The 21,792-nt window shown below is 61.7% G+C and carries 22 protein-coding genes; 11 read left to right on the top strand and 11 right to left on the bottom strand.

Features of this window, described 5'->3' with window-relative positions; all coding sequences use genetic code 11:
- The first annotated feature begins 12 nt into the window (after positions 1–12).
- The 8 genes from PCO31110_RS14065 to PCO31110_RS14030 all read left to right on the top strand — a co-directional run bounded on the left by PCO31110_RS14065 (position 13) and on the right by PCO31110_RS14030 (position 8,870).
- Entirely contained in the window at positions 13–1,179 is a 1,167-nt protein-coding gene (locus PCO31110_RS14065) for a DegT/DnrJ/EryC1/StrS family aminotransferase (RefSeq protein WP_010803814.1), read from the top strand.
- Entirely contained in the window at positions 1,176–2,198 is a 1,023-nt protein-coding gene (locus PCO31110_RS14060) for a glycosyltransferase (protein WP_010803813.1), read from the top strand. Before PCO31110_RS14065 ends, PCO31110_RS14060 begins: the two co-directional genes overlap by 4 nt.
- Positions 2,195–3,100 (top strand): formyltransferase, encoded by a 906-nt coding sequence (locus PCO31110_RS14055; RefSeq protein WP_150690679.1) that lies wholly within the window; start codon positions 2,195–2,197, stop codon positions 3,098–3,100. The genes PCO31110_RS14060 and PCO31110_RS14055 overlap by 4 nt, the downstream gene beginning before the upstream one ends.
- Positions 3,101–3,107: 7 nt before the next feature.
- Entirely contained in the window at positions 3,108–4,157 is a 1,050-nt protein-coding gene (locus PCO31110_RS14050) for a bifunctional UDP-4-keto-pentose/UDP-xylose synthase (protein WP_010803811.1), read from the top strand.
- A gap of 175 nt (positions 4,158–4,332) precedes the next feature.
- Positions 4,333–5,238: a polysaccharide deacetylase family protein gene (locus tag PCO31110_RS14045; RefSeq protein ID WP_010803810.1), complete on the top strand. Its 906-nt coding sequence runs from the start codon at positions 4,333–4,335 to the stop codon at positions 5,236–5,238.
- A gap of 57 nt (positions 5,239–5,295) precedes the next feature.
- A complete protein-coding gene (locus PCO31110_RS14040; protein ID WP_150690678.1) occupies positions 5,296–5,757 on the top strand; it encodes a peroxiredoxin in 462 nt (153 codons plus the stop codon).
- A 333-nt stretch (positions 5,758–6,090) separates the two neighbouring features.
- Positions 6,091–7,830: a PhoH family protein gene (locus PCO31110_RS14035; protein ID WP_150690677.1), complete on the top strand. Its 1,740-nt coding sequence runs from the start codon at positions 6,091–6,093 to the stop codon at positions 7,828–7,830.
- Between the two features lie 206 nt (positions 7,831–8,036).
- The gene (locus PCO31110_RS14030) at positions 8,037–8,870 is read left to right on the top strand and encodes a C40 family peptidase (protein WP_150690676.1); all 834 of its coding nucleotides are present in this window, start codon (positions 8,037–8,039) and stop codon (positions 8,868–8,870) included.
- Here PCO31110_RS14030 and PCO31110_RS14025 read toward each other — a convergent pair.
- The 9 genes from PCO31110_RS14025 to PCO31110_RS13985 all read right to left on the bottom strand — a co-directional run bounded on the left by PCO31110_RS14025 (position 8,862) and on the right by PCO31110_RS13985 (position 15,489).
- The gene (locus tag PCO31110_RS14025; protein WP_010803805.1) at positions 8,862–9,134 is read right to left on the bottom strand and encodes a cupin domain-containing protein; all 273 of its coding nucleotides are present in this window, start codon (positions 9,132–9,134) and stop codon (positions 8,862–8,864) included. The genes PCO31110_RS14030 and PCO31110_RS14025 overlap by 9 nt on opposite strands.
- A 356-nt stretch (positions 9,135–9,490) precedes the next feature.
- A complete protein-coding gene (locus PCO31110_RS14020; protein ID WP_010803804.1) occupies positions 9,491–10,501 on the bottom strand; it encodes an inorganic phosphate transporter in 1,011 nt (336 codons plus the stop codon).
- A 13-nt stretch (positions 10,502–10,514) separates the two neighbouring features.
- On the bottom strand, positions 10,515–11,141 hold the full coding sequence (locus PCO31110_RS14015; RefSeq protein WP_010803803.1) for a DUF47 domain-containing protein: 627 nt from the start codon (positions 11,139–11,141) through the stop codon (positions 10,515–10,517).
- 114 nt (positions 11,142–11,255) lie between these two features.
- The gene (locus PCO31110_RS14010; RefSeq protein WP_010803802.1) at positions 11,256–12,623 is read right to left on the bottom strand and encodes a replicative DNA helicase; all 1,368 of its coding nucleotides are present in this window, start codon (positions 12,621–12,623) and stop codon (positions 11,256–11,258) included.
- A gap of 300 nt (positions 12,624–12,923) precedes the next feature.
- Entirely contained in the window at positions 12,924–13,376 is a 453-nt protein-coding gene (gene rplI, locus PCO31110_RS14005; RefSeq protein ID WP_010803801.1) for a 50S ribosomal protein L9, read from the bottom strand.
- A gap of 27 nt (positions 13,377–13,403) precedes the next feature.
- Positions 13,404–13,685: a 30S ribosomal protein S18 gene (rpsR, locus tag PCO31110_RS14000; protein ID WP_010803800.1), complete on the bottom strand. Its 282-nt coding sequence runs from the start codon at positions 13,683–13,685 to the stop codon at positions 13,404–13,406.
- Between the two features lie 2 nt (positions 13,686–13,687).
- On the bottom strand, positions 13,688–13,990 hold the full coding sequence (gene priB / locus PCO31110_RS13995; protein ID WP_010803799.1) for a primosomal replication protein N: 303 nt from the start codon (positions 13,988–13,990) through the stop codon (positions 13,688–13,690).
- Positions 13,991–14,036: 46 nt separating this feature from the next.
- The gene (rpsF, locus tag PCO31110_RS13990; RefSeq protein ID WP_010803798.1) at positions 14,037–14,414 is read right to left on the bottom strand and encodes a 30S ribosomal protein S6; all 378 of its coding nucleotides are present in this window, start codon (positions 14,412–14,414) and stop codon (positions 14,037–14,039) included.
- 163 nt (positions 14,415–14,577) lie between these two features.
- Positions 14,578–15,489 carry a LysR family transcriptional regulator gene (locus tag PCO31110_RS13985; RefSeq protein ID WP_010803797.1) on the bottom strand — a complete coding sequence of 304 codons (912 nt, stop codon included), beginning with the start codon at positions 15,487–15,489 and terminating at the stop codon, positions 14,578–14,580.
- Positions 15,490–15,610: 121 nt separating this feature from the next.
- Between PCO31110_RS13985 and gcl the strand changes: the two genes are divergently transcribed.
- The 3 genes from gcl (at position 15,611) to glxR (ending at position 19,462) form a co-directional block, all read left to right on the top strand.
- On the top strand, positions 15,611–17,377 hold the full coding sequence (gene gcl / locus PCO31110_RS13980) for a glyoxylate carboligase (RefSeq protein ID WP_010803796.1): 1,767 nt from the start codon (positions 15,611–15,613) through the stop codon (positions 17,375–17,377).
- Positions 17,378–17,542: 165 nt separating this feature from the next.
- Positions 17,543–18,334: a hydroxypyruvate isomerase gene (gene hyi / locus PCO31110_RS13975; RefSeq protein ID WP_010803795.1), complete on the top strand. Its 792-nt coding sequence runs from the start codon at positions 17,543–17,545 to the stop codon at positions 18,332–18,334.
- Between the two features lie 135 nt (positions 18,335–18,469).
- Complete coding sequence (gene glxR / locus PCO31110_RS13970) at positions 18,470–19,462, top strand: 2-hydroxy-3-oxopropionate reductase (protein ID WP_256380686.1); 993 nt, start codon at positions 18,470–18,472, stop codon at positions 19,460–19,462.
- A 137-nt stretch (positions 19,463–19,599) separates the two neighbouring features.
- Here glxR and PCO31110_RS13965 read toward each other — a convergent pair whose 3' ends face one another.
- Both PCO31110_RS13965 and PCO31110_RS13960 read right to left on the bottom strand, forming a co-directional pair.
- On the bottom strand, positions 19,600–20,640 hold the full coding sequence (locus tag PCO31110_RS13965) for an asparaginase (protein WP_010803793.1): 1,041 nt from the start codon (positions 20,638–20,640) through the stop codon (positions 19,600–19,602).
- 171 nt (positions 20,641–20,811) lie between these two features.
- A complete protein-coding gene (locus PCO31110_RS13960; protein ID WP_010803792.1) occupies positions 20,812–21,750 on the bottom strand; it encodes a CysB family HTH-type transcriptional regulator in 939 nt (312 codons plus the stop codon).
- Between the last annotated feature and the right edge of the window lie 42 nt (positions 21,751–21,792).

Raw genomic sequence — 21,792 nt, 5'->3', positions numbered from 1 at the left:
TTGTCTTACATCATGAGCGACTCGGCAACCTCCCAATCGAATCAACCGTTCCTGCCGTTCACGCGGCCGAGCATCGACGACGCCACCATTGCTGGCGTCGCCGAGGTGCTGCGTTCCGGCTGGATCACCTCGGGCCCGCAAGTGCAGGCCTTCGAGAAAGCGCTGTCCGAGTTTTTTGGCGGACGCCCTGTGCGCGCCTTCAACTCCGGCACCGCGACGCTCGAGATCGGCCTGCGCCTCGCCGGCGTCCAAGGCGGCGACGAAGTCATCACCACGTCGCTGTCGTGGGTCGCTACGGCCAACGTGATTCTGGAAGTCGGCGCGACGCCCGTGTTTGTCGACGTCGATCCGGTCACGCGCAACATCGACCTCGATCTGCTCGAAAAGGCGATCACGCCCAAGACGCGCGCCATTATCCCCGTCTATCTCGCCGGACTGCCGGTCGATATGGACCGGCTGTACGACATTGCACGCCGTCACAACCTGCGCGTGATCGAAGATGCCGCGCAAGCGATGGGATCGACGTGGCGCGGCGAGCGCATCGGCGCCCTGGGCGATCTCGTATCGTTCAGCTTCCACGCCAATAAGAATCTGACGTCCATCGAAGGCGGCGCCCTCGTCTTCAACAATGAGGACGAGGCACGTCTGGCCGAGAAGTACCGCCTGCAGGGCGTGACCCGCACCGGCTTCGACGGCATGGACGTCGACGTGCTCGGCGGCAAGTTCAACCTGACGGATGTCGCCGCCCGCGTCGGCCTCGGTCAGATGCCGCACCTGGCGGCATTCAACGCGCGTCGCAAGGAACTGGTCCGCCTGTACTTCGATACGCTCGCGGGAGGCCCCGCAGTGGCGTTGGGCCTCGGTCTGCCGCATGCCGACTTCACGAACTCGAACTGGCATATGTTCCAGGTCGAGTTGCCGCTGGAGCGGCTCACGATCACCCGTGCCGGCGTCATGGAAAAACTTAAGGCGCGCGGTATCGGCAGCGGCGTCCACTACCCTGCTATCCACCTGTTTACAATGTATCGTTCACTCGGCTTCCATGAGGGGCAGTTCCCGCATACGGAACGCCTCGGCCGCACGCTCTTGACGTTGCCGCTGTTCCCGGCCATGACCCATGCCGACGTTGCGCGCGTCTGCGAAGCCGTTAATGCCATTTGCGCTGATCATCAAAAATGAATTGTCCACAACTCTCCGTCGTCATCCCGGTTTATAACGAAGAGGCAGGACTTGCCGCCCTCTTCGACCGGCTGTACCCGGCGCTCGACCAACTGGGCGTGACTTACGAAGTGGTGTTCGTCAACGACGGCAGCCGCGACCGTTCTGCCGCGCTGCTCGCCGAGCAGTACCGCGCGCGTCCGGATGTGACGCGCGTTGTGCTGTTCAACGGCAACTATGGACAACACATGGCCATTCTGGCCGGCTTCGAGCACACGCGCGGCGAGTGGGTCATCACGCTCGACGCCGATCTGCAGAATCCGCCCGAAGAAATCGGCAAGCTCGTCGAGCAGTTGGCCGCAGGTCACGACTATGTCGGTACGGTGCGCATGAACCGTCAGGACACATGGTTCCGCCGCCATGCGTCGCGTGCCATGAACCGCCTGCGCGAGCGCATCACGCGTATTCGCATGACCGATCAGGGCTGCATGCTGCGCGGCTACAGCCGTCACATCGTCGACACGGTCAATCAGTGCCGCGAGATCAACACGTTCATTCCGGCGCTGGCCTACACGTTCGCGCAAAACCCCACGGAAGTGGATGTGGCTCACGAGGAACGCTTTGCGGGCGAGTCGAAGTATTCGCTCTATAGCCTGATTCGTCTGAATTTCGACCTCGTCACCGGTTTCTCGGTGGTGCCGCTGCAATGGCTCTCGGGCGTAGGCATCACACTGTCCGCCGCCTCCGGCCTGTTGTTCATTGTGCTGATCGCCCGCCGCTTCCTCTTCGGCTCGGAAGTCCAGGGGGTGTTCACGCTGTTCGCCGTCACGTTCTGCCTGCTTGGCGTGATTCTGTTCGGCATGGGTCTGCTCGGCGAATACATCGGCCGCATTTATCAGCAGGTTCGTCAGCGCCCGCGCTATCTGGTTCAGGCGGTGCTTGAAGAACACCCGTCGGGCCGTTCGGAGAACGCCGCCGGCGGCCCCTCAAGCGCCAGCCGGACCACCGGCGCGACGGAACTGGGATCGCACGCCTCATGAGCGCCAAAGCCATCGTTTTCGCCTATCACAACGTTGGCGTGCGCTGCCTTCGGGTGCTGCTCGCGCGCGGCGTCGACGTCGCACTCGTCGTCACGCATCAGGACAATCCGAACGAGAACATCTGGTTCGGCAGCGTCGCCAGTGTCGCCGCCGAGCACGGCATCCCGGTCGTCACCCCCGACGATCCCGCCGATCCCGCGCTTGCCGAGCAAATCCGTGCCATTGCGCCGGATTTCATCTTCTCGTTCTACTACCGCCACATGATTCCCCCGGCGGTGCTCGAAATCGCCCCTCGAGGCGCCTTCAACATGCACGGTTCGTTGCTGCCGAAGTATCGTGGCCGCGTACCGGTGAATTGGGCGGTTTTGAAGGGCGAAATAGAAACGGGCGCCACACTGCACGAAATGGCCGCCAAGCCGGACGCCGGGGCGATCATCGACCAGACGGCGGTGCCGATCCTGCCGGATGACACGGCCGGCGAAGTGTTCGAGAAAGTGACGGTCGCGGCCGAGCAGACGCTCTGGCGCTGCCTGCCCGGCCTGATCGCCGGCACGGCACCGCGTCATCTCAACGATCTGAGCGCGGGCAGCTACTTCGGCGGACGCAAGCCGGAGGACGGCCGTATCGACTGGTCGAAGCCGGCACAAGATGTCTATAACCTGATTCGCGCCGTTGCGCCGCCCTATCCCGGCGCATTTACCGACGCAGCGGACCACCGCTGGGTGGTCACGCGCGCCCGTCTGTCACGCTCGCCGGTTCCCTCCGGTTTGCCCTGCGGACTGCAAGTAGTGGATAATGCGCTCCTTGGCGTTTGCGGCGACGCAAATGCCATCGTCATTCATGAACTATTGCTGGACGGCAAGCCTGTCACGCCGGAACAGTTTTCCCAGCTCAATCACTGACCGTAATATGAAAAAAGTCCTGATTCTCGGTGTCAACGGGTTCATCGGCCACCACCTGTCGAAGCGCATCCTGGAGACGACCGACTGGGAAGTTTATGGCATGGACATGCTCACGGATCGCCTGGGCGATCTGATCAACCACGAGCGCATGCACTTCTTCGAAGGCGACATCACGATCAACAAGGAATGGGTCGAGTACCACGTCCGCAAGTGTGACGTGATCCTGCCGCTGGTGGCCATCGCCACGCCGGCCACCTATGTGAAGGCCCCGCTGCGCGTGTTCGAACTCGACTTCGAGGCGAACCTGCCGATCGTGCGCTCGGCCGTGAAGTACGGCAAGCATCTGGTGTTCCCGTCGACCTCCGAGGTCTACGGCATGTGCACCGACGGCGAATTCGATCCGGAAAACTCGCCGCTGATCTATGGCCCGATCAACAAGCCGCGTTGGATTTACGCCTGCTCGAAGCAGCTCATGGATCGTGTGATCTGGGGCTACGGCATGCAGGAAGGCCTGAACTTCTCGCTGTTCCGTCCGTTCAACTGGATCGGCGCAGGTCTCGACTCGATCTACACGCCGAAGGAAGGTTCGTCGCGCGTGGTCACGCAGTTCCTCGGCCACATCGCTCGTGGCGAGAACATCAGTCTGGTCGACGGCGGCCACCAGAAGCGCGCCTTTACCGATATTGACGACGGTATCGACGCGCTGGTACGCATCATCGACAACAAGAACAACATTGCCAGCGGCAAGATCTACAACATCGGCAACCCGACGAACAACTTCTCGGTGCGCGAGTTGGCCAACATGATGCTCAAGCTGGCCGCCGAATACCCCGAGTACGCCGACACGGCCAAAAAGGTTCAGCTTGTCGAAACCTCGTCGGGCGCGTACTACGGCAACGGCTATCAGGACGTGCAGAACCGCGTGCCAAAGATCGAGAACACCATGCAGGAACTCGGCTGGGCACCGACCACCTCGATGGACGACGCACTGCGCAAGATTTTCGAAGCGTATCGTAGCCACGTTGCCGAAGCTCGCCGTCTGGTCGAAGGCGAGTAACCGAGTTACGAGCCAAGGTGCAAAGCTCTGGCCCGCCGCCACTCGGTCGCGGGTAAGACATCGCACTGCACGCCCGGTGCGCCCTCGGCGCATCGGGCGTTTTTGACTCGACATTTTTCATTCGACATTCGGGAGATGGCGCGAAGTCTGCGCGATCCCCCACCTGAGGGCGGCTATGGCCAAGATTGTCCTGAAGATCGACGTCGACACGCTGCGCGGTACGCGTGAAGGCGTGCCCAATCTGCTTGCGGCACTGGCCGAGCACGAGGCACAAGCGACGTTCCTGTTCAGCCTCGGGCCGGATCACACCGGCTGGGCGCTCAAGCGCGTCTTCCGCCCCGGCTTTCTGAAGAAGGTCTCGCGCACTTCGGTCGTCGAACACTACGGCTTCAAGACGCTCATGTACGGCACCCTGCTCCCTGGCCCGGACATCGGGCTGCGCGCGGCCAGCGTCATGCGCACCGTTCAGGACGCCGGACACGAGACCGGCATCCACACGTGGGACCACACCTACTGGCAAGACAACGTGCGCACGCGCGACGCCGCCTGGACGCAGCGGCAGATGTCGCAGGCCTATGCACGTTTCACGCAGATCTTCGGCGCACCGCCGCTCACGCACGGCGCGGCCGGCTGGCAGATGAACAATGACGCCTTCCGGCAGATCGACGCCTGGGGCATGAAATATGCGTCGGACGGGCGTGGTACGGCGCCGCACTACCCGATCGTCGATGGCGTGCGCCTGAAACACGTGCAAATGCCGACGACGCTGCCCACTGTAGATGAGTTGCTCGGTATCGACGGCCGCGATATCAACGGCGTGGCCGAGCACCTGCTTGCCCTGACCCGCGATCCGGCGCAACATCACGTGTTCACGCTTCACGCAGAGCTTGAGGGCCAAAAACTGGCCCCGTTGTTCCGTCAATTGCTGGCCGGATGGCGTCGTCAAGGGCACGATCTGGTGACGATGGGCCAGTACTACGAGACGCTCGATCTCGCCTCGCTGCCGGCGCATCCCGTCGTGTGGGGCGAAATTCCGGGCCGCTCAGGCGATCTGATTCTCGAGGGGCAGGCCGTTGCCTGAACCCGCCTCGACCTGCTTCCCCGTTTCGGCCTTGAAAGGCCACCCAAGGAGACCATAGTGACGGTAGCCATCGACACTCCCGTGCCCGATTTCACCGCACCGGCCACCGGCGGCGATTTTTCGCTCAAGGCGCATCGCGGCCAGAAGTTGGTGATCTACTTCTACCCGAAGGACAACACCCCCGGCTGCACGACGGAAGGCATGAATTTCCGCGACAGCTATGATCAGTTCCGGGCTGCCGGCGCGCAGATCGTCGGCGTGTCGCGCGACAGCCTTCGATCGCATGAGAATTTCCAGCGAAAGCTCGAACTGCCTTTTGCGCTGATCTCGGACGGTGACGAAGCCGTCTGCAAGCTGTTCGGTGTCATCAAGTTGAAAAAACTGTATGGCAAAGAGCATTTGGGTATCGAGCGCAGCACCTTCCTGATCGACGAAAAAGGCGTGTTGCGCCAGGAGTGGCGCGGCGTGCGCGTGCCCGATCACGTTGCGGATGTCCTGGCTGCCGTACAGGCGCTCTGAACACCCGCCGGCACGTGCGATGCTCCGGGACAAATGGGCGCCGGGCATCGCCATTGAACCGGGACGGGCGCTATCTGTAAGGGTGTTGCGAACAGGTCGATAGCGGCCGTCGTCGAGAGCATTCGACGCTATACAAGTCCGGCAAGAGACGTTATAGTCGGCCGTAATGATCAAGCGCATTGAACGAGACTATTGCAGGCGTTGCCACGGCGGCGCCTTCAGCCAAGCCGCCTCTCCGGTGCGTCCGGGCAGGCGGCTTTTTTGTTGCCGGGACGTGTGGTATCGCTGTCTGTCCTGGCCGAGTAGTGTTGTGTTTTCTTGAACGGGAAATCTATGCCATTGCCATCGGCGCCGACCAAACCGGGCACGCTGCTTGCCCCGGAACAATTCCCCACTCGCCTCAAACCTTCGCGCACGGAGGCCAAGAAACCGATCCCCTCATCTGAACAACATGCACTGGGCGAGACGTCCGGTGCAGCAGGCACGGCCGAATTGAAGGTCGTCCCGAAAACAGGTCCGGTGACGCAGACTGCACCACAGCCGTCGCCCGCAGCACGCTCGCCCCAATCGCCGCCTCCGGCAGCCGACTCGACCGGCGCAACCCCGTCTCTCAAGGCCGTGAAGTCGACGGCGACGAACGGTGGTTCGAAGCGTGCCCGCAACAAGGATCTGGAACCCGCCAAGCTCTTCGTGCTCGACACGAATGTGCTCATGCACGACCCGAGCAGCCTGTTCCGCTTCGAAGAGCACGACGTCTATCTGCCAATGATGACGTTGGAGGAGCTGGACAACCACAAGAAAGGCATGTCGGAAGTGGCGCGCAACGCGCGTCAGGTGAGCCGCACCCTCGATGGACTGGTCGCGGAAAGCGGCACGAAGTCGATGGCCGAGGGCATTCCCCTCTCCCGGCTCGGCAACAAGGACGCCACGGGCCGCCTGTACTTCCAGACCGATCTGCACGAAGTGCCGCCGCTCGAAGGATTGCCGCAAGGCAAAGCCGACAATCAGATTCTCGGCGTCGTGCGCGCACTGCAGGACAAATTCCGCGATCGTCAGGTTGTGCTGGTGTCGAAGGACATCAACATGCGCGTCAAGGCGCATGCGCTTGGCCTGCCTGCGGAAGACTATTTCAACGACAAGGTGCTCGAGGACAGCGATCTGCTGTACTCGGGTGTGATGGCTCTGCCGCCGGACTTCTGGACCAAGCACGGCAAGGGCATGGAGAGCTGGCAGGACAACCGTACCGGCACCACGTTCTATCGCATTACCGGGCCGCTGTGCATGAATTTCCTCATCAACCAGTTCGTCTATCTGGAGACGAACAACGGTGAGGCCCCCTTCTACGCACAGGTTCGCGAGATCAACGGCAAGACGGCGCTACTGCAAACGCTGCGCGATTATGGGCACCACAAGAACAATGTGTGGGGCATCACGGCACGCAACCGCGAGCAGAACTTTGCGCTGAATCTGCTGATGAATCCCGAAGTGGACTTCATCACGCTGCTCGGTCAGGCCGGTACCGGCAAGACGCTGCTCGCCCTCGCTGCAGGCCTGGCACAAACGCTCGACGAGAAGCGCTACAACGAAATCATCATCACGCGCGCGACCGTGCCCGTCGGTGAAGATATCGGCTTCCTGCCGGGTACCGAGGAAGAGAAGATGCAACCGTGGATGGGCGCATTCGACGACAACCTCGAAGTGCTGCAAAAGACGGACGACTCCGCAGGTGAATGGGGCCGCGCGGCTACGCAGGAACTGATTCGCTCGCGACTTAAGGTCAAGAGCATGAACTTCATGCGCGGGCGCACGTTCGTGAACAAGTTCGTCATCATCGACGAGGCGCAGAATCTGACGCCGAAGCAGATGAAGACCCTCGTCACGCGCGCGGGTCCCGGCACCAAGCTGGTCTGTCTGGGCAACATCGCGCAGATCGATACGCCTTACCTGACCGAAGGCAGCTCGGGCCTCACCTACGTGGTGGATCGCTTCAAGGGCTGGGGTCACAGCGGACACGTCACGCTCGCGCGCGGCGAACGCTCGCGTCTGGCCGATTACGCGGCGGAAATTCTCTGACGTCTTCGGGCCAATGACGAGCATTCAACGCTCATCGCAACGGCGCCTTCGGGCGCCGTTTTTTATTGTGCTCGATACAGGCGGCACGGTGTGTCGATGACAAAATCGCCTGGGAATCGACGCATTTGTGACATCAATGCCACAGAACGCCCGTATTTCGGCACTTTTGCGATGCATTTGCCCGGCAAGCGTCGTAAACTCGGCGCATGCGAATTCAGCGCCCTCCCTGCACTCCTCGCTTTGTTGCTCGCCACGCAACGCTGCCGGCAGCACTGCCGAACGCGCTATGGCGGTGCGCAGGCGCGTTGACCCTCACGCTGCTGGTGGCGGCGTGCTCGTCAGGCCCATCGGTCAGACAAGGTGGCACTGCGAACTATGGCAACCGCACGGTGGGGCCCGAGCGCAGCGCAGGTCAGGAGGAAATCACGCTCGAAGCGATGAGCCTTGTTGGCATTCCGTACCGCTACGGCGGCAATACCCCCGATTCCGGTTTCGATTGCAGCGGTCTCGTACGCTATGTGGTGGCGCGTGCCGCCGGTGTGAATCTGCCGCGTACGACGGCCGATATGAGCGGTGTCGGCACCCCACTCGAGCGCGACGATCTCGCCTCGGGCGATCTCATCTTCTTCAACACCACGGGACGCGCCCATTCGCACGTAGGCATCTACGTCGGTCAGGGAAAGTTCGTGCACGCCCCGAATACGGGGGGCACTGTCCGTCTGGAGAGTCTCTACGTGCCGTACTGGGCACGCCGGATCGACGGCGTTCGACGCGTGGCCGCCAACAAGGCGCCCGCAGGCAACACGACCTACGTCAATCGCTCGGCCCCGGCGACGGTTGCGCAAGCGCCTGCGGCAGCACCGCTGGCTAATGTGCCGATCGCACCGATGAACACCGCACCGAACCGGCCGCTCACGTCCGCTACGCCGTCGCCGATGGAAACACCACTGGTGTCGCCACCGAGCCGCACCGCCAACCTCGTCACGCCACCCGCGCAGGACGACGATCCGATTGCCCGCTTCGCCAACGGCTCAATGTAGGGTCTTGCGGCCAACGAGATATTGCACACCCGCCGGGCCGTAATGCTCGGCATGCGCTTCGTTGGCCCTCAGATGGAAGACATCGCCCTCGTGATACACGCGCTCGTTGTCGCCGATGCGAATGGCGATCTCGCCGAAAAGAATCAGCGCCTTCGCCTCAAAGGGATGCGCATGCACGTCGAGATTGCCCGCCTCTCTCGTTACCTTCACCAGCTCCGTAAAACCCTCCAGGGCCAGTTCTCGCTCGAATGCGTCGCGTTGCATACGCTCTCCGTGTGACCAATGTAATGTGGGTCAGCGCAGATGCGCGAGCAGTGTCGCGGCGCCGCCGATATTGATTGCCACGCCCATGAGCGCGGCGAGTGGACGGCTGCGCAGGGAATGATGAATCAGTGTGTTCATATTAGCCTCCAACGGGGTTCGATAAAACGCTATAAAAAATGATAATCAATCGCAATTGACTATTGAAATTGATTTTCTCGATGAAGGCCATATCGCGCGTCAATGCGCTCGTGCAACGCGAGGCACGAAGCGAAAATAAAAAAAGCGGCCGAAGCCGCTTTTTTCATGTTTCCGGGCAAGTTCGCCGCCATGACGACGGCATAACTGCGGAAAAGACATTACAGAATCTGTTTGCCCACCCACCAGGCGATAGCGGCAATGAACGCCGAGGCCGGGATCGTCAACACCCATGCCCAGACGATGTTGCCTGCCACGCCCCAACGCACGGCCGAGAGCTTGCGCGTGGCGCCGACACCTACGATGGCCCCGGTAATCGTGTGCGTGGTCGAGACCGGCACGCCGAGCCACGAGGCGAAGAACAGCGTGAACGCCCCGCCCGTTTCGGCGCAGAAGCCCCCCACCGGCTTGAGCTTGGTGATCTTCTGCCCCATCGTACGCACGATACGCCAGCCACCGAACATGGTGCCCAGACCGATCGCCAGATAGCAGCCCACGATCACCCACAACGGCGGTTCCGACGCTTCCTGCGGCCACATGCCGGCAGCAATCAGCAACATCCAGATGATACCGATGGTTTTCTGCGCGTCGTTACCCCCGTGCCCCAGGCTGTACATACCGGCCGAGACCAGTTGCAGGCGACGGAACCAGCGGTCCACGCGCGCGGGTGGCGTTCGGAAGAACAGCCACGACACCAGGAGCATGAAGAACGAGCCGAGCACGAAACCAAGCAGCGGCGAGATAAAAATAAATGCCACGGTTTGCAGCAGACCACTCGCGACGAGCGATCCCGTGCCCGCCTTGGCCACCGCCGCGCCGACCAGACCACCGATCAGGGCGTGCGACGAACTCGACGGAATGCCGTAGTACCAGGTGATGATGTTCCATGCGATAGCGCCCACGAGAGCGCCGAAGATCACATAGTGATCGACGATCTCGGGGTGAACCGTGCCCTTGCCCACCGTCGCCGCGACTTTCAGATGAAAGACGAACAATGCAATGATGTTGAACATGGCGGCGAAAGCCACCGCCTGATGCGGCTTGAGCACGCCCGTCGAGACCACCGTGGCGATCGAGTTGGCGGCGTCGTGAAAGCCGTTCATGAAGTCGAACAAGAGCGCCAGAGCGACCAATAGTCCGATCAGCCAAAGGCTGATGTGCAGCGTTGCCATCGAAAGTCTCCGCTCAGGCGTTTTCCAGCACAATGCCTTCGATGATGTTGGCAACGTCCTCGCACTTATCGGTCACCGATTCGAGCAATTCAGACACCGCCTTTTGCTTGATCAGCTCTTTCACGTCGGATTCTTCGCGGAACAACTTCGACAGCGACGCGCGCAGCAGGCGATCGGCCTCCGATTCAAGCCCGTCGATTTCTTCGCAGAGCTTCAGAATCTCGCGGGCACGATCCATATCGTTGAGCAGCGCCACGGTACTTTGCACACGCTCACAGCATTTCACACAGATCTCGCCCAACGTACGGGCTTCGCTCGGCACACTCTTGACGTCGTACATCCACACGGCCGTCGCCACGTCTTCCATCAGATCCAGGATGTCGTCCATCGTGCTGATCAACTTATGGATCTCATCGCGGTCGAAAGGCGTGATGAACGTCTTGTGCATCAGATCGATGGTCTCGTGCGTGATGCGATCCGCTTTCTTTTCGTTGTTCTGCACAGCAACGGTACGTGCCTCGGCATTGGGCAGATCGTTGAGCATGGCGGACAGCTCGCGACTGCCGGCAACCATGCACGCTGCATGCTGGTTGAACAGCTCAAAGAACTTGCCCTCGGTGGGCATGAAGCGACCGAACATTATTGGAAAACTCCGGGTATTGATAGGGGACGGGTCGACACAAAAACGTCACATTCTACCTCGTTGCGGGCGCGCGTCACCGCACACCCGCACTAATGGGCGGAAATCAATGCGTCAGTACTGGGGACCCGCCAGATTGTCGAACTTGGTGTAGGCGCCGATAAACGCCAGACGCACGTGGCCGATAGGACCGTTACGCTGCTTCGCGATGATGATCTCGGCGGTGCCCTTGTCAGGCGTATCGGGGTTATACACTTCGTCGCGGTAGATGAACAGAATGATGTCGGCATCCTGTTCGATAGCGCCCGATTCACGCAAATCCGACATGACCGGCCGTTTGTTCGGGCGTTGTTCAAGACTACGGTTGAGCTGCGAGAGCGCAATCACCGGCACGTTCAACTCTTTGGCGAGGCCCTTGAGCGAACGCGAGATTTCGGAAATTTCGGTCGCGCGGTTTTCACCGCCGCCCGAGCCACTCATCAGCTGAAGGTAATCGATGATGATCAGGCCGAGCTTGCCGCACTGACGTGCCAGACGGCGCGCGCGCGCACGCAGTTCCATCGGGTTGAGCGCAGGCGTCTCGTCGACGAACAACTGCGTCTCGTTCATTTTCTGCATCGCGTGCGTGAGCTTCGGCCAGTCTTCATCGACCAGCTTACCGGTACGCAACCGATGCTGATCGAGACGCCCCACCGACCCCAGCATACGCATGGCCAACTGCGTGCCCGGCATTTCCATCGAGAACACGGCGACGGGCAGCCCTTCTTCCACGGCGATATGCTCGCCGATGTTCATCGAGAAGGTCGTTTTACCCATCGACGGACGGCCGGCCACGATGATCAGATCGCCGCCATTGAAGCCCGAGGTCATGCGATCAAGATCGACGAACCCCGTGGGAATCCCGGTGATGTCGCTGCCGCCTTCGCGGTGATACAACTCGTCAATGCGCTCGACCACTTGCGTGAGCAGCGGCTGCAACTCAAGGAAACCACTCGTGCTGCGCGACCCCTCTTCGGCAATGGCGAAGACCTTCGCCTCCGCCTCGTCGAGCATCTGGCGCACTTCCTTGCCTTGCGGGTTGAAAGCGTCGGACGCGATCTCGTCGGCCACCGTGACGAGCTTGCGCAGCACGGCCCGGTCACGCACGATCTCTGCGTAACGGCGGATGTTCGCCGCACTCGGGGTGTTCTGCGCCAGCGCGTTCAGATACGCGAGCCCGCCCACGTCCTCGCCTTTACCGGCAGAGGTGAGCGATTCGAAAACGGTGATGACGTCGGCAGGACGGTCGCCGGCGATCAGGCGGCCGATATGCTGATAGATGATCCGGTGATCGTAGCGGTAGAAATCCGAGTCGGCCAGAAAGTCGCCGATACGATCCCACGCGCTGTTATCGAGCAGCAACCCACCAAGCACGGATTGCTCCGCCTCGATAGAGTGCGGCGGCACTTTGAGTGAATCGAGCTGGGGATCGGGCGCGTTCATGCCGGGCATTATACCGTCCCCGCGATCGCGGTCCCCCCCGGCAAAATCCCGCTTGCGCGACGATTTTTCCGAGCGCGGTTTGTTCAGCAGTTTCCCTGGAGGCAGCATAAGGTGGAGCTATCGAACGTAACGAACGTGGAAGGGAGCGCAACCGGAAGGCGGTCGGCGTAGATCAGCGCATGACCGGCAGCCGGATAATCCCGGCGACCCGCAAAACAGAACAGACAGGCATAAAAAAACGGAAGCCGGCGGACCGGCTTCCGTCTTTTATTCGCGTCGGGAAGCTGACGCGGATACGACTTAGGCGTGCTCGCCCAGCACCGACACGTTCACGTCGATGATGACGTCAGTGTGCAGCGCCACCTGGACCGGGAAGTCACCCACGGTCTTGAGCGGGCCATTCGGCATACGCACTTGCATCTTCTCGACCTTGAAACCTTGGGTGCCCAGGGCTTCGGCGATGTCGAAGTTGGTGACCGAACCGAACAGACGGCCGTCAACACCGGCCTTCTGCGAGATTTGCACGGTCAGACCGCTCAGCTTTTCGCCTTCGGCTTGTGCAGCAGCCAGCTTCTCGGCGGCAGCCTTTTCCAGTTCGGCGCGGCGAACTTCGAATTCGGCGATCGCGTCCTTAGTGGCGCGGCGGGCCTTCTTGGTCGGGATCAGGAAGTTACGTGCGAAACCATCCTTGACCTTCACGATGTCGCCCAGGTTACCCAGGTTGACGACCTTTTCCAGCAGAATCACTTGCATTATCTATTCTCCTTCGTCGACTGGCGATTAAGCACCGTGCAGATCGGTGTACGGCAGCAGCGCCAGGAAACGCGCGCGCTTGATGGCCGTATCGAGTTGGCGCTGGTAGTGCGCCTTGGTGCCCGTCAGGCGAGCCGGGGTGATCTTGCCGTTGTCGCCGATGAAGTCCTTCAGCGTTTCGACATCCTTGTAATCGATCTGCTCGACACCAGCGACGGTGAAGCGGCAGAACTTCTTGCGCTTGAACAGCGGGTTTTGCTGTTGGCGGCGACGATCAAACTTCTTGTTTTTACCGTTAGGACGCGGCATGTTCAACAATCCTTTTCAAATTCTTGCAATGCTGTGATGTGAAACACCAGGGTGCGGCTATTGCGATGCTTTTTTGCCAGAAAACCTGCCCACTGGGCTGGCTTCTCGAGTCCCAACGCCATGACTTTGGCACTGATGGGACCGATCGCAACGGCTGGCATCGAGAACTCGACCTGACGAGCGACGCTCGCCTCCTCAACAGTTCCCGCATGGGCCAGCGTGACATCGATCACAGGAAGTCCGGCTGGGGTATAGCGCAGCGTGCCGATTTCGACGATGCTGGCCTCTAGCCGTAAACGATTCACGCGGTCGATGTTTCCGTTGGCACCCTGATGCGTTCCGGTGCGCTAATTACGAAGCAACAGCTTCGGTCGCGGGCACGGCGGCAGCCTTCTTGGCTTCTTCGCGGGCCACTTCCTTCATCATCGGCGACGGCGTGGTCTCGGCCTTCTTCATGCGAACCACGAGGTGGCGCAGAACGGCGTCGTTGAACTTGAATGCGTGTTCCAGCTCGTCCAGGGTTTCCTGGTCGCACTCGATGTTCATGCAGACGTAGTGAGCCTTAGCCAGCTTTTCGATCATGTAGGCCAGTTGACGACGGCCCCAGTCTTCGACGCGATGGATCTGACCAGCCTTGGCCGTCACCATGCCCTTGTAGCGCTCGATCATCGCAGGCACTTGCTCGCTCTGATCGGGGTGAACGATAAATACGATTTCATAATGACGCATATAGAGCTCCTTATGGACAAAGCCGCCTGGGCGTCAGAACCAGTGCAGCAAGGTTGCAGAACCCGCGATTCTAGCGGAATTCATGTCGATCATCAACTCCCGCCCTATCGGTGCCGTCCGACTTGCGTCCCGGCGCCCGCTCCCGGGTACCGTCAGCCCTGCCTCAGGCATTCTCCAGCCAGTAGTTCGGACGGGCGTAGATCTGCCGCAACTGCTCGATGAAAAGACGCACCCGGGCGGGCTGGAAGCGCTGTTGCGGGTACACGGCGAGAATGTCGTAGTCGGGCAGCGCGTATTCGTCGAGCACGGTCTCCAGCGCTCCCGAGAGCAGTTCGCGCTGGATTTCCCACGTCGAGCGCCAGCCCAGCCCCAGCCCTTCCAACGCCCAGCGGTGCAGCAACTCGCCGTCGTTGCAGTCCAGACTGCCCGCCACGCGAATCGTCACGAGCTTGCCCTGCCGCTTGAAGTACCAGCCGCGTTGCTGGCCGCCTTGCAGGTTAAACGCAAGGCAATTGTGCTTGGCCAGGTCTTCCAGCGTCTTAGGGCGGCCATGCCGCGCGAAATATGCCGGCGTGCCGCACACCACGCGCCGGTTCTGCGCGAGTTTCACGGCCACGAAGTTCGGGTCGACGGAGCCGCCGATGCGAATGCCCATGTCGTACCCCTCGCGCACGATGTCGACCACCCGGTCGGTCAGATTGAACGAAATCTGAACCTCCGGATGCAGGCGCAGAAACGCCGGCGCGTGCGGGGCCACATGCTTGCGACCGAACGCCGCAGGCGCCGACACGATCAAATGCCCCGAGACGGCATGGCGTCCCGCGCTGATCTCGTTCTCCGCCATCTCCCAGTCGCCGAGCAACTGCTTGCAGCGCTCGAGAAAAGCGCCGCCCTCCTCCGAGAGCGCCAGCCGGCGCGTGGACCGGTACATCAGCTTGATGCCAAGCCGTTTTTCGAGGGCATCGATGCGCCGCCCAAGAATCACCGGCGAGACACCTTCCTTTAGCGCTGCGGCTGCCAGACTGCCCGCTTCAGCTACATGCACGAAGGTTTCGATCTGTTTGTAACGGTCCATCACGCCTCCATTCGATACTTTTTGTTCTTAAAAAAACGATCTTTTGTGATCTTATCAAACAAATCGTACCGGCTTAAAGTGAGCTCCGACGTCATTATTCATTACCCATTGGAGGAGTCACATGGCCAAGATGACCGCCGTAGAGGCCGCCGTCCGAGTGCTGGAGAAGGAAGGCATCACGACCGCATTCGGCGTGCCGGGCGCCGCCATCAACCCGTTCTATTCGGCGATGCGCAAGGCCGGCAGCGTCGAGCACGTACTTGCCCGCCACGTCGAAGGTGCGTCGCACATGGCCGAAGGCTATACGCGCGCTGAAGCCGGCAACATCGGCGTGTGCATCGGCACGTCGGGCCCGGCAGGCACCGACATGATCACGGGTCTCTACTCCGCATGGGCCGATTCGATCCCCATCTTGTGCATCACGGGTCAGGCGCCGCGCGCCCGCCTGTACAAGGAAGATTTCCAGGCCGTCGACATCGAGTCGATCGCCAAGCCGGTCACCAAGTGGGCGGTGACGGTGCGCGAGCCTGCCCTCGTGCCGCGCGTGTTTCAGCAGGCGTTCCACCTGATGCGTTCGGGCCGTCCGGGGCCGGTGCTCATCGACCTGCCGTTCGACGTGCAGGTCGCCGAGATCGACTTCGATCCGGAGACGTATGAGCCACTGCCCGTGTACAAGCCTGCGGCTTCGCGTGCGCAGATCGAAAAGGCGATTCAGATGCTGGTCGCTTCGGAGCGTCCGTTGATCGTCTCGGGCGGTGGCGTGATCAATGCCGACGCCGCCGATCTGCTCGTCGAGTTCGCCGAGACGGTGAACGTGCCGGTCGTGCCCACGCTCATGGGCTGGGGCACCATCGCCGACGACCATCCGCTCATGGCCGGCATGGTCGGCCTGCAAACCTCGCATCGCTTCGGTAACGCGACCATGCTGGCCTCCGACTTCGTGATGGGCATCGGCAACCGCTGGGCCAACCGCCACACTGGCAGCGTCGATGTCTTCACCAAGGGCCGCAAGTTCGTGCACGTCGATATCGAGCCGACGCAAATCGGGCGCGTGTTCGGTCCGGATTACGGCATCGTCTCCGATGCCAAGGCTGCCCTCAAACTGTTCGTGGAAGTTGCCAGGGAACTGAAAGCTGCCGGCCGTCTGCCGGACCGCTCGCAGTGGGTGGCCGACTGCCAGAAGCGCAAGCGCACCATGCTGCGCCGCACGGACTTCGATCAGGTGCCGATCAAGCCACAGCGCGTGTATCAGGAAATGAACGCGTTCTTCGGTCGCGACGTGCGCTACGTCTCGACCATCGGTCTGTCGCAGATCGCAGCCGCACAGTTCCTGCACGTGAACAAGCCGCGTCACTGGATCAACTGCGGCCAGGCAGGCCCGCTGGGCTGGACGGTGCCGGCGGCAATCGGCGCGAAGGTGGCATCGCCGTCGTCGGACGTGGTGGCGATCTCGGGCGACTACGACTTCCAGTTCATGATCGAAGAGCTGGCCGTGGCAGCGCAGTTCAAGGTGCCGTACATCCACGTGGTCGTGAACAACTCGTATCTGGGTCTGATCCGTCAGGCACAGCGCAACTTCGATATGGACTACTGCGTACAGCTCGCGTTCGAGAACGTGAACTCGCCGGAAGTGAACGGTTATGGCGTCGATCACGTGAAGGTGGCCGAAGGGCTCGGCGTGAAGGCGATTCGCGTGTTCCAGCCGAACGACATCCAGCCCGCGTTTGCTCAGGCTCGCAAGCTGATGGCCGAGTTCTCCGTGCCGGTGATCGTGGAAGTGATTCTCGAGCGCGTGACCAACATCGCGATGGGCACCGAGATCGACAACGTCAATGAGTTCGAAGAAATCGTCGACGTCGTGGAAGAAGACAACGCAGTGACGGCATAAGCCGAAGCCAGCCAGATCTGCAACAGGATTGCGGGGCGCGTGCGTCCCCTCCGCTTTCGGCTAGCGCCCGTGAACGGCCAAAGTGCGCGCCCCGCAACCCGGCAACACCCTTGCATCGAAATCGTCGAAACCACCCCCTAAAAAAGAGAGAGAGGAGTCAGCGCAATGCCGAAATTTGCCGCCAACCTGACCATGCTGTTCAACGAGGTGCCGTTCCTCGACCGCTTCAAGGCGGCCGCCGCAGCGGGCTTTCGCGGCGTGGAGTTTCTGTTCCCCTATTCGTTTCACCGCGACCAGATCGCCGACAAGCTGAACCAGTATCAGCTTGACCTCGTGCTGCACAACCTGCCGGCCGGCAACTGGGAAGCCGGTGAGCGCGGCATCGCCATCTTCCCGGATCGCGTTGCCGAATTCCGCGACGGTGTGGGCGAAGCGATCACCTACGCCAAGGCGCTGGGCGTGAAGCAATTGAACTGCCTCGTGGGCAAGCAAGGCGCCGACCTGTCGACGCAAGCTGCCCAGGAAACGCTTGTGGAAAACCTTCGCTTCGCCGCCGCAGCGCTCAAGGCCGAAGGCATCCGCCTGCTGGTTGAACCGATCAACACGTATGACATTCCCGGCTTCTTCGTGAACCGCACGAAACAGGCGCTGGATATCTTCGACGCTGTCGCCTCGGACAACCTGTTCTTGCAGTACGACATCTATCACATGCAGCGCATGGAAGGCGAACTCGCCAAGACCATCGAGACGAATCTGGCGCGTATCGCTCACGTGCAACTCGCAGACAACCCGGGCCGCAACGAGCCGGGCACGGGCGAGATCAACTACGCCTACCTGTTCGCGTTCCTCGATCGCATTGGCTACCACGGCTGGATCGGCTGCGAGTACAAACCCGCGACCACCACGACCGACGGTCTCGGCTGGTTCAAGGCAGCGGGTTTGCGCGAAGCCGCCTGATTTTCGAAACGCCCCCGTTCACCCTGCACTGCGCCTCCCCCGGCGGCGTGCAGACGACACAACGGCGTAGCTGCACGACGATGAAGCGGCACGCCGGCTGACCGGGTTTCGACGAGGAAGGGCCCCGCCGGCCGCATGCAGGGGGCATGCGGCCGGAGCACGGGGGGACGCGCTTGCGCGCCATCGCCCCGCTCGTCCGGGCGTCAGCGAATCACACATCAAACTTTGGCAACAAGGAGTCTCAAAATGGCACAACTCGGTTTCATTGGTCTGGGCATCATGGGCGCGCCGATGGCGAAGCATCTGCAAAACGCCGGTCACAAGCTGTTCCTGTACGAGCGCCGCACGCCCCCGCAAGACCTGATTGACGCTCAGGCCACGGTCTGTACGTCGGCCAAGGAAGTCGCCAAGCGTGCCGACATCGTCTTCGTGATGGTGCCGGACACCCCGGACGTGGGTGCTGTGCTGTTCGGTCAGGATGGACTGGCCGAAGGCCTTTCGGCCGGCAAGATCGTCGTCGACATGAGTTCCATCTCGCCGATCGAAACGAAGGAATACGCCAAGAAGATCAAGGCGCTGGGCGCCGAATACCTCGACGCACCGGTCTCGGGCGGCGAAGTCGGCGCGAAGGCTGCCTCGCTGTCGATCATGGTCGGCGGTTCACAAGCGGCGTTCGACGACGTGAAGCCGTTCTTCGAATTGATGGGCAAGAACATCACGCTCGTGGGCGAGAGCGGTGCCGGCCAGACCTGCAAGGTCGCCAACCAGATCGTGGTCGCGCTGACGATCGAAGCCGTGGGCGAAGCCCTGCTGTTCGCCTCGAAGGCCGGTGCCGACCCTGCCAAGGTGCGAGAGGCCCTGATGGGCGGCTTCGCATCGTCGCGTATTCTCGAAGTGCACGGCGAGCGCATGGTCAAGCGCAACTTCGAGCCGGGCTTCCGCATCGCATTGCATCAGAAGGATCTGAATCTGGCACTCCAGAGCGCCAAGGCCCTCGGCGTTTCGCTGCCGAACACAGCCACGTGCCAGGAGCTGTTCAACGCCTGTGCCGCCAACGGTGGCGCCGCGTGGGATCACTCGGGCATGGTGCGCGCGCTGGAAATGCTCGCCAACCATACCGTGGCGTAATTCACCGCCGCGCAGGCAACGTCAGGCAATCAGGGAGATACGGCGCGCACTGGCGGAGGCCGGGCGTCACGGCGCAAGTCGTTCGAATGAACGGCCGGCGCCGTTTTTTTTTGCCCCAGACGATCGGATGCTGCGGGTCAATACTCGGCGAACAGGCTCTGCATGCGCTCGCGCGGCACACCTGCCTGCAACGCCAGCATCAGCAAAACACGCGCCTTGAACGGATGCAGGTTGCCCGCGCTCACGAAGCCATACTGATCGTCGGGTGCCGCGCCGTTGTGCATGACATGTCCGCTGCCCACGCGTGCGGCGCGTACGACCGTCACGCCGCGCTGCACGGCCTCGGCCAGCGCCTGTTGCAGCAATGAATGCAGCGAGCCGTTGCCCGTGCCTGCGACCACGATGCCCTGCACGCCGGCTTCCACCAGGGCGTCGACGGCGATCCGCGACACACCCGCATAACTCGAGACCACTTCGACGGCGGGCAACTCGCCCGAGAGTCCGACAAACTCGCTCTCGACGGTGTGGTACTGCAACGCCGCACGTTGGAACGCCACCCGCTCGTCCTGCACCCAGCCCAGCACGCCGATTTCCGGCGAGTGGAAAGCGTCGACCTTGTAGGTGCTCGTTTTGATGACGTCGCGTGCGCAGTGAATCTGGTTGTTGATGGCGACCATCACGCCACGGCCCGATGAAATCGGGTCGGTAGCCACGCGCACGGCATTGAGCAGGTTGAGCGGTCCGTCGGCGGAGAGCGCCGTTGCGGGCCGCATCGCCGCCGTCAACACCACCGGCTTGCGGCTATTGATGGTCAGGTGCAGGTAATACGCAGTCTCTTCCAGCGTATCGGTACCGTGGGTAATCACCGCCCCTGCCACATCGGGCTGCGAAAGCAAGGCGTTCACGCGGGCGGCAAGCTTCTGCCAGAGCGCCACACTCATGTCCTTGCTGTCGATCTGGGCGACTTGCTCGGCGTGGATGTGCGCGACAGTGCCCAGCGCCGGGACAGCGGCAAGCAGGTCCTGCACACCGAGCGCCCCGGCCTGATAACCGGCAGTGCGCGTCGCATCGGCCGCGCTGCCCGCGATCGTGCCGCCCGTGGCGAGCAGCGCAATGCGCGGCAGATCGCCCGAGGACACGGTGTAATGAGGGATGGGGTTGAATGAGGTCAAAGTCATGTCAACGATTGTATCCAATACTGCCCGGCTTCCCAATCGCTGAAAATATCGATCCCGCCTCAGCGGGCGGGATCCATGGCCAAACCACGGCCGAACGACGGGGATGTGCCCGACAACGCCTGAAAATGTGCGCCGCCCTGCCCGCCCCCGGAAATGTCGCGCTCCGCCGCGTCAGGCCGCGAATTCCAGCGCTTCTCGCAGTTGCGTCGAAATTTCCTGCTCCTTGAGCGCCGGGGCCAGCATTTCAATGAAACGGTAAGCATACGAGCGCAGGAACGCACCGCGGCGCAAGCCGATCCGCGTGGTGCTCGGCTCGAATGCGTTGTCGAGTTCGAGCACCGCCAGATCCTGATCCTTGCGCGGATCGACAGCCATCGCCGCCACGATCCCCACGCCCAGCCCCAATTCGACGTACGTCTTGATTACGTCGGTATCCAGTGCCGTCAACACGATGTCCGGCACCAGTCCCTGATCGGAGAATGCCTTGTCCACGTGCGAGCGGCCCGTGAAGTCGCCGTCGTAGGTGATGATCGGGTATTCGGCAATGTCCGCGAGCGTCACGCTTTCACGCCCGACCAGCGGGTGATCCTTCGGCACGACAGCCACGTGATGCCACGAATAGCACGGGAACGTGACGATATCGGGAAAACGGTCGAGCGCCTCGGTCGTGATGCCAATGTCGGCTTCGCCGTCGATGACCATCTGCGCGATCTGACGCGGGCTGCCCTGGCGCAGCGCCAGATGCACCTTCGGATACACGCTCGTGAACTGCTTGATGACCTGCGGCAGCGCATAGCGCGCTTGCGTGTGCGTCGTCGCCACCACGAGATGACCGCTGTCCTGATCCGCGAACTGACGCGCCACGCGGCGCAGGTTCTCGGCGTCGAGCAACATGCGCTCGATCAGTTGCAGCACCGCTTTGCCGGGCTCGGTCAGTCCCGTGAGACGCTTGCCGCGACGCACGAACACATCCACCCCGAGTTCGTCTTCGAGATCCTTGATCTGCTTGCTCACGCCCGACTGCGACGTGTACAGCGCACTCGCCGCCTCCGTCAGGTTGAGGTTCTGCCGAACGGCTTCGCGCACATAGCGCAATTGCTGGAAATTCATGATGTAACTCCGCCTTGTTGCTTTGTCTGTCCGTGACGTCTC

This window comes from Pandoraea communis (genome assembly GCF_902459745.1).
GTDB classification, from domain to species: Bacteria; Pseudomonadota; Gammaproteobacteria; order Burkholderiales; family Burkholderiaceae; genus Pandoraea; species Pandoraea communis.
Note: the sequence above shows the minus strand (reverse complement) of the source record. Positions and strands in the feature narration are given on the sequence as shown.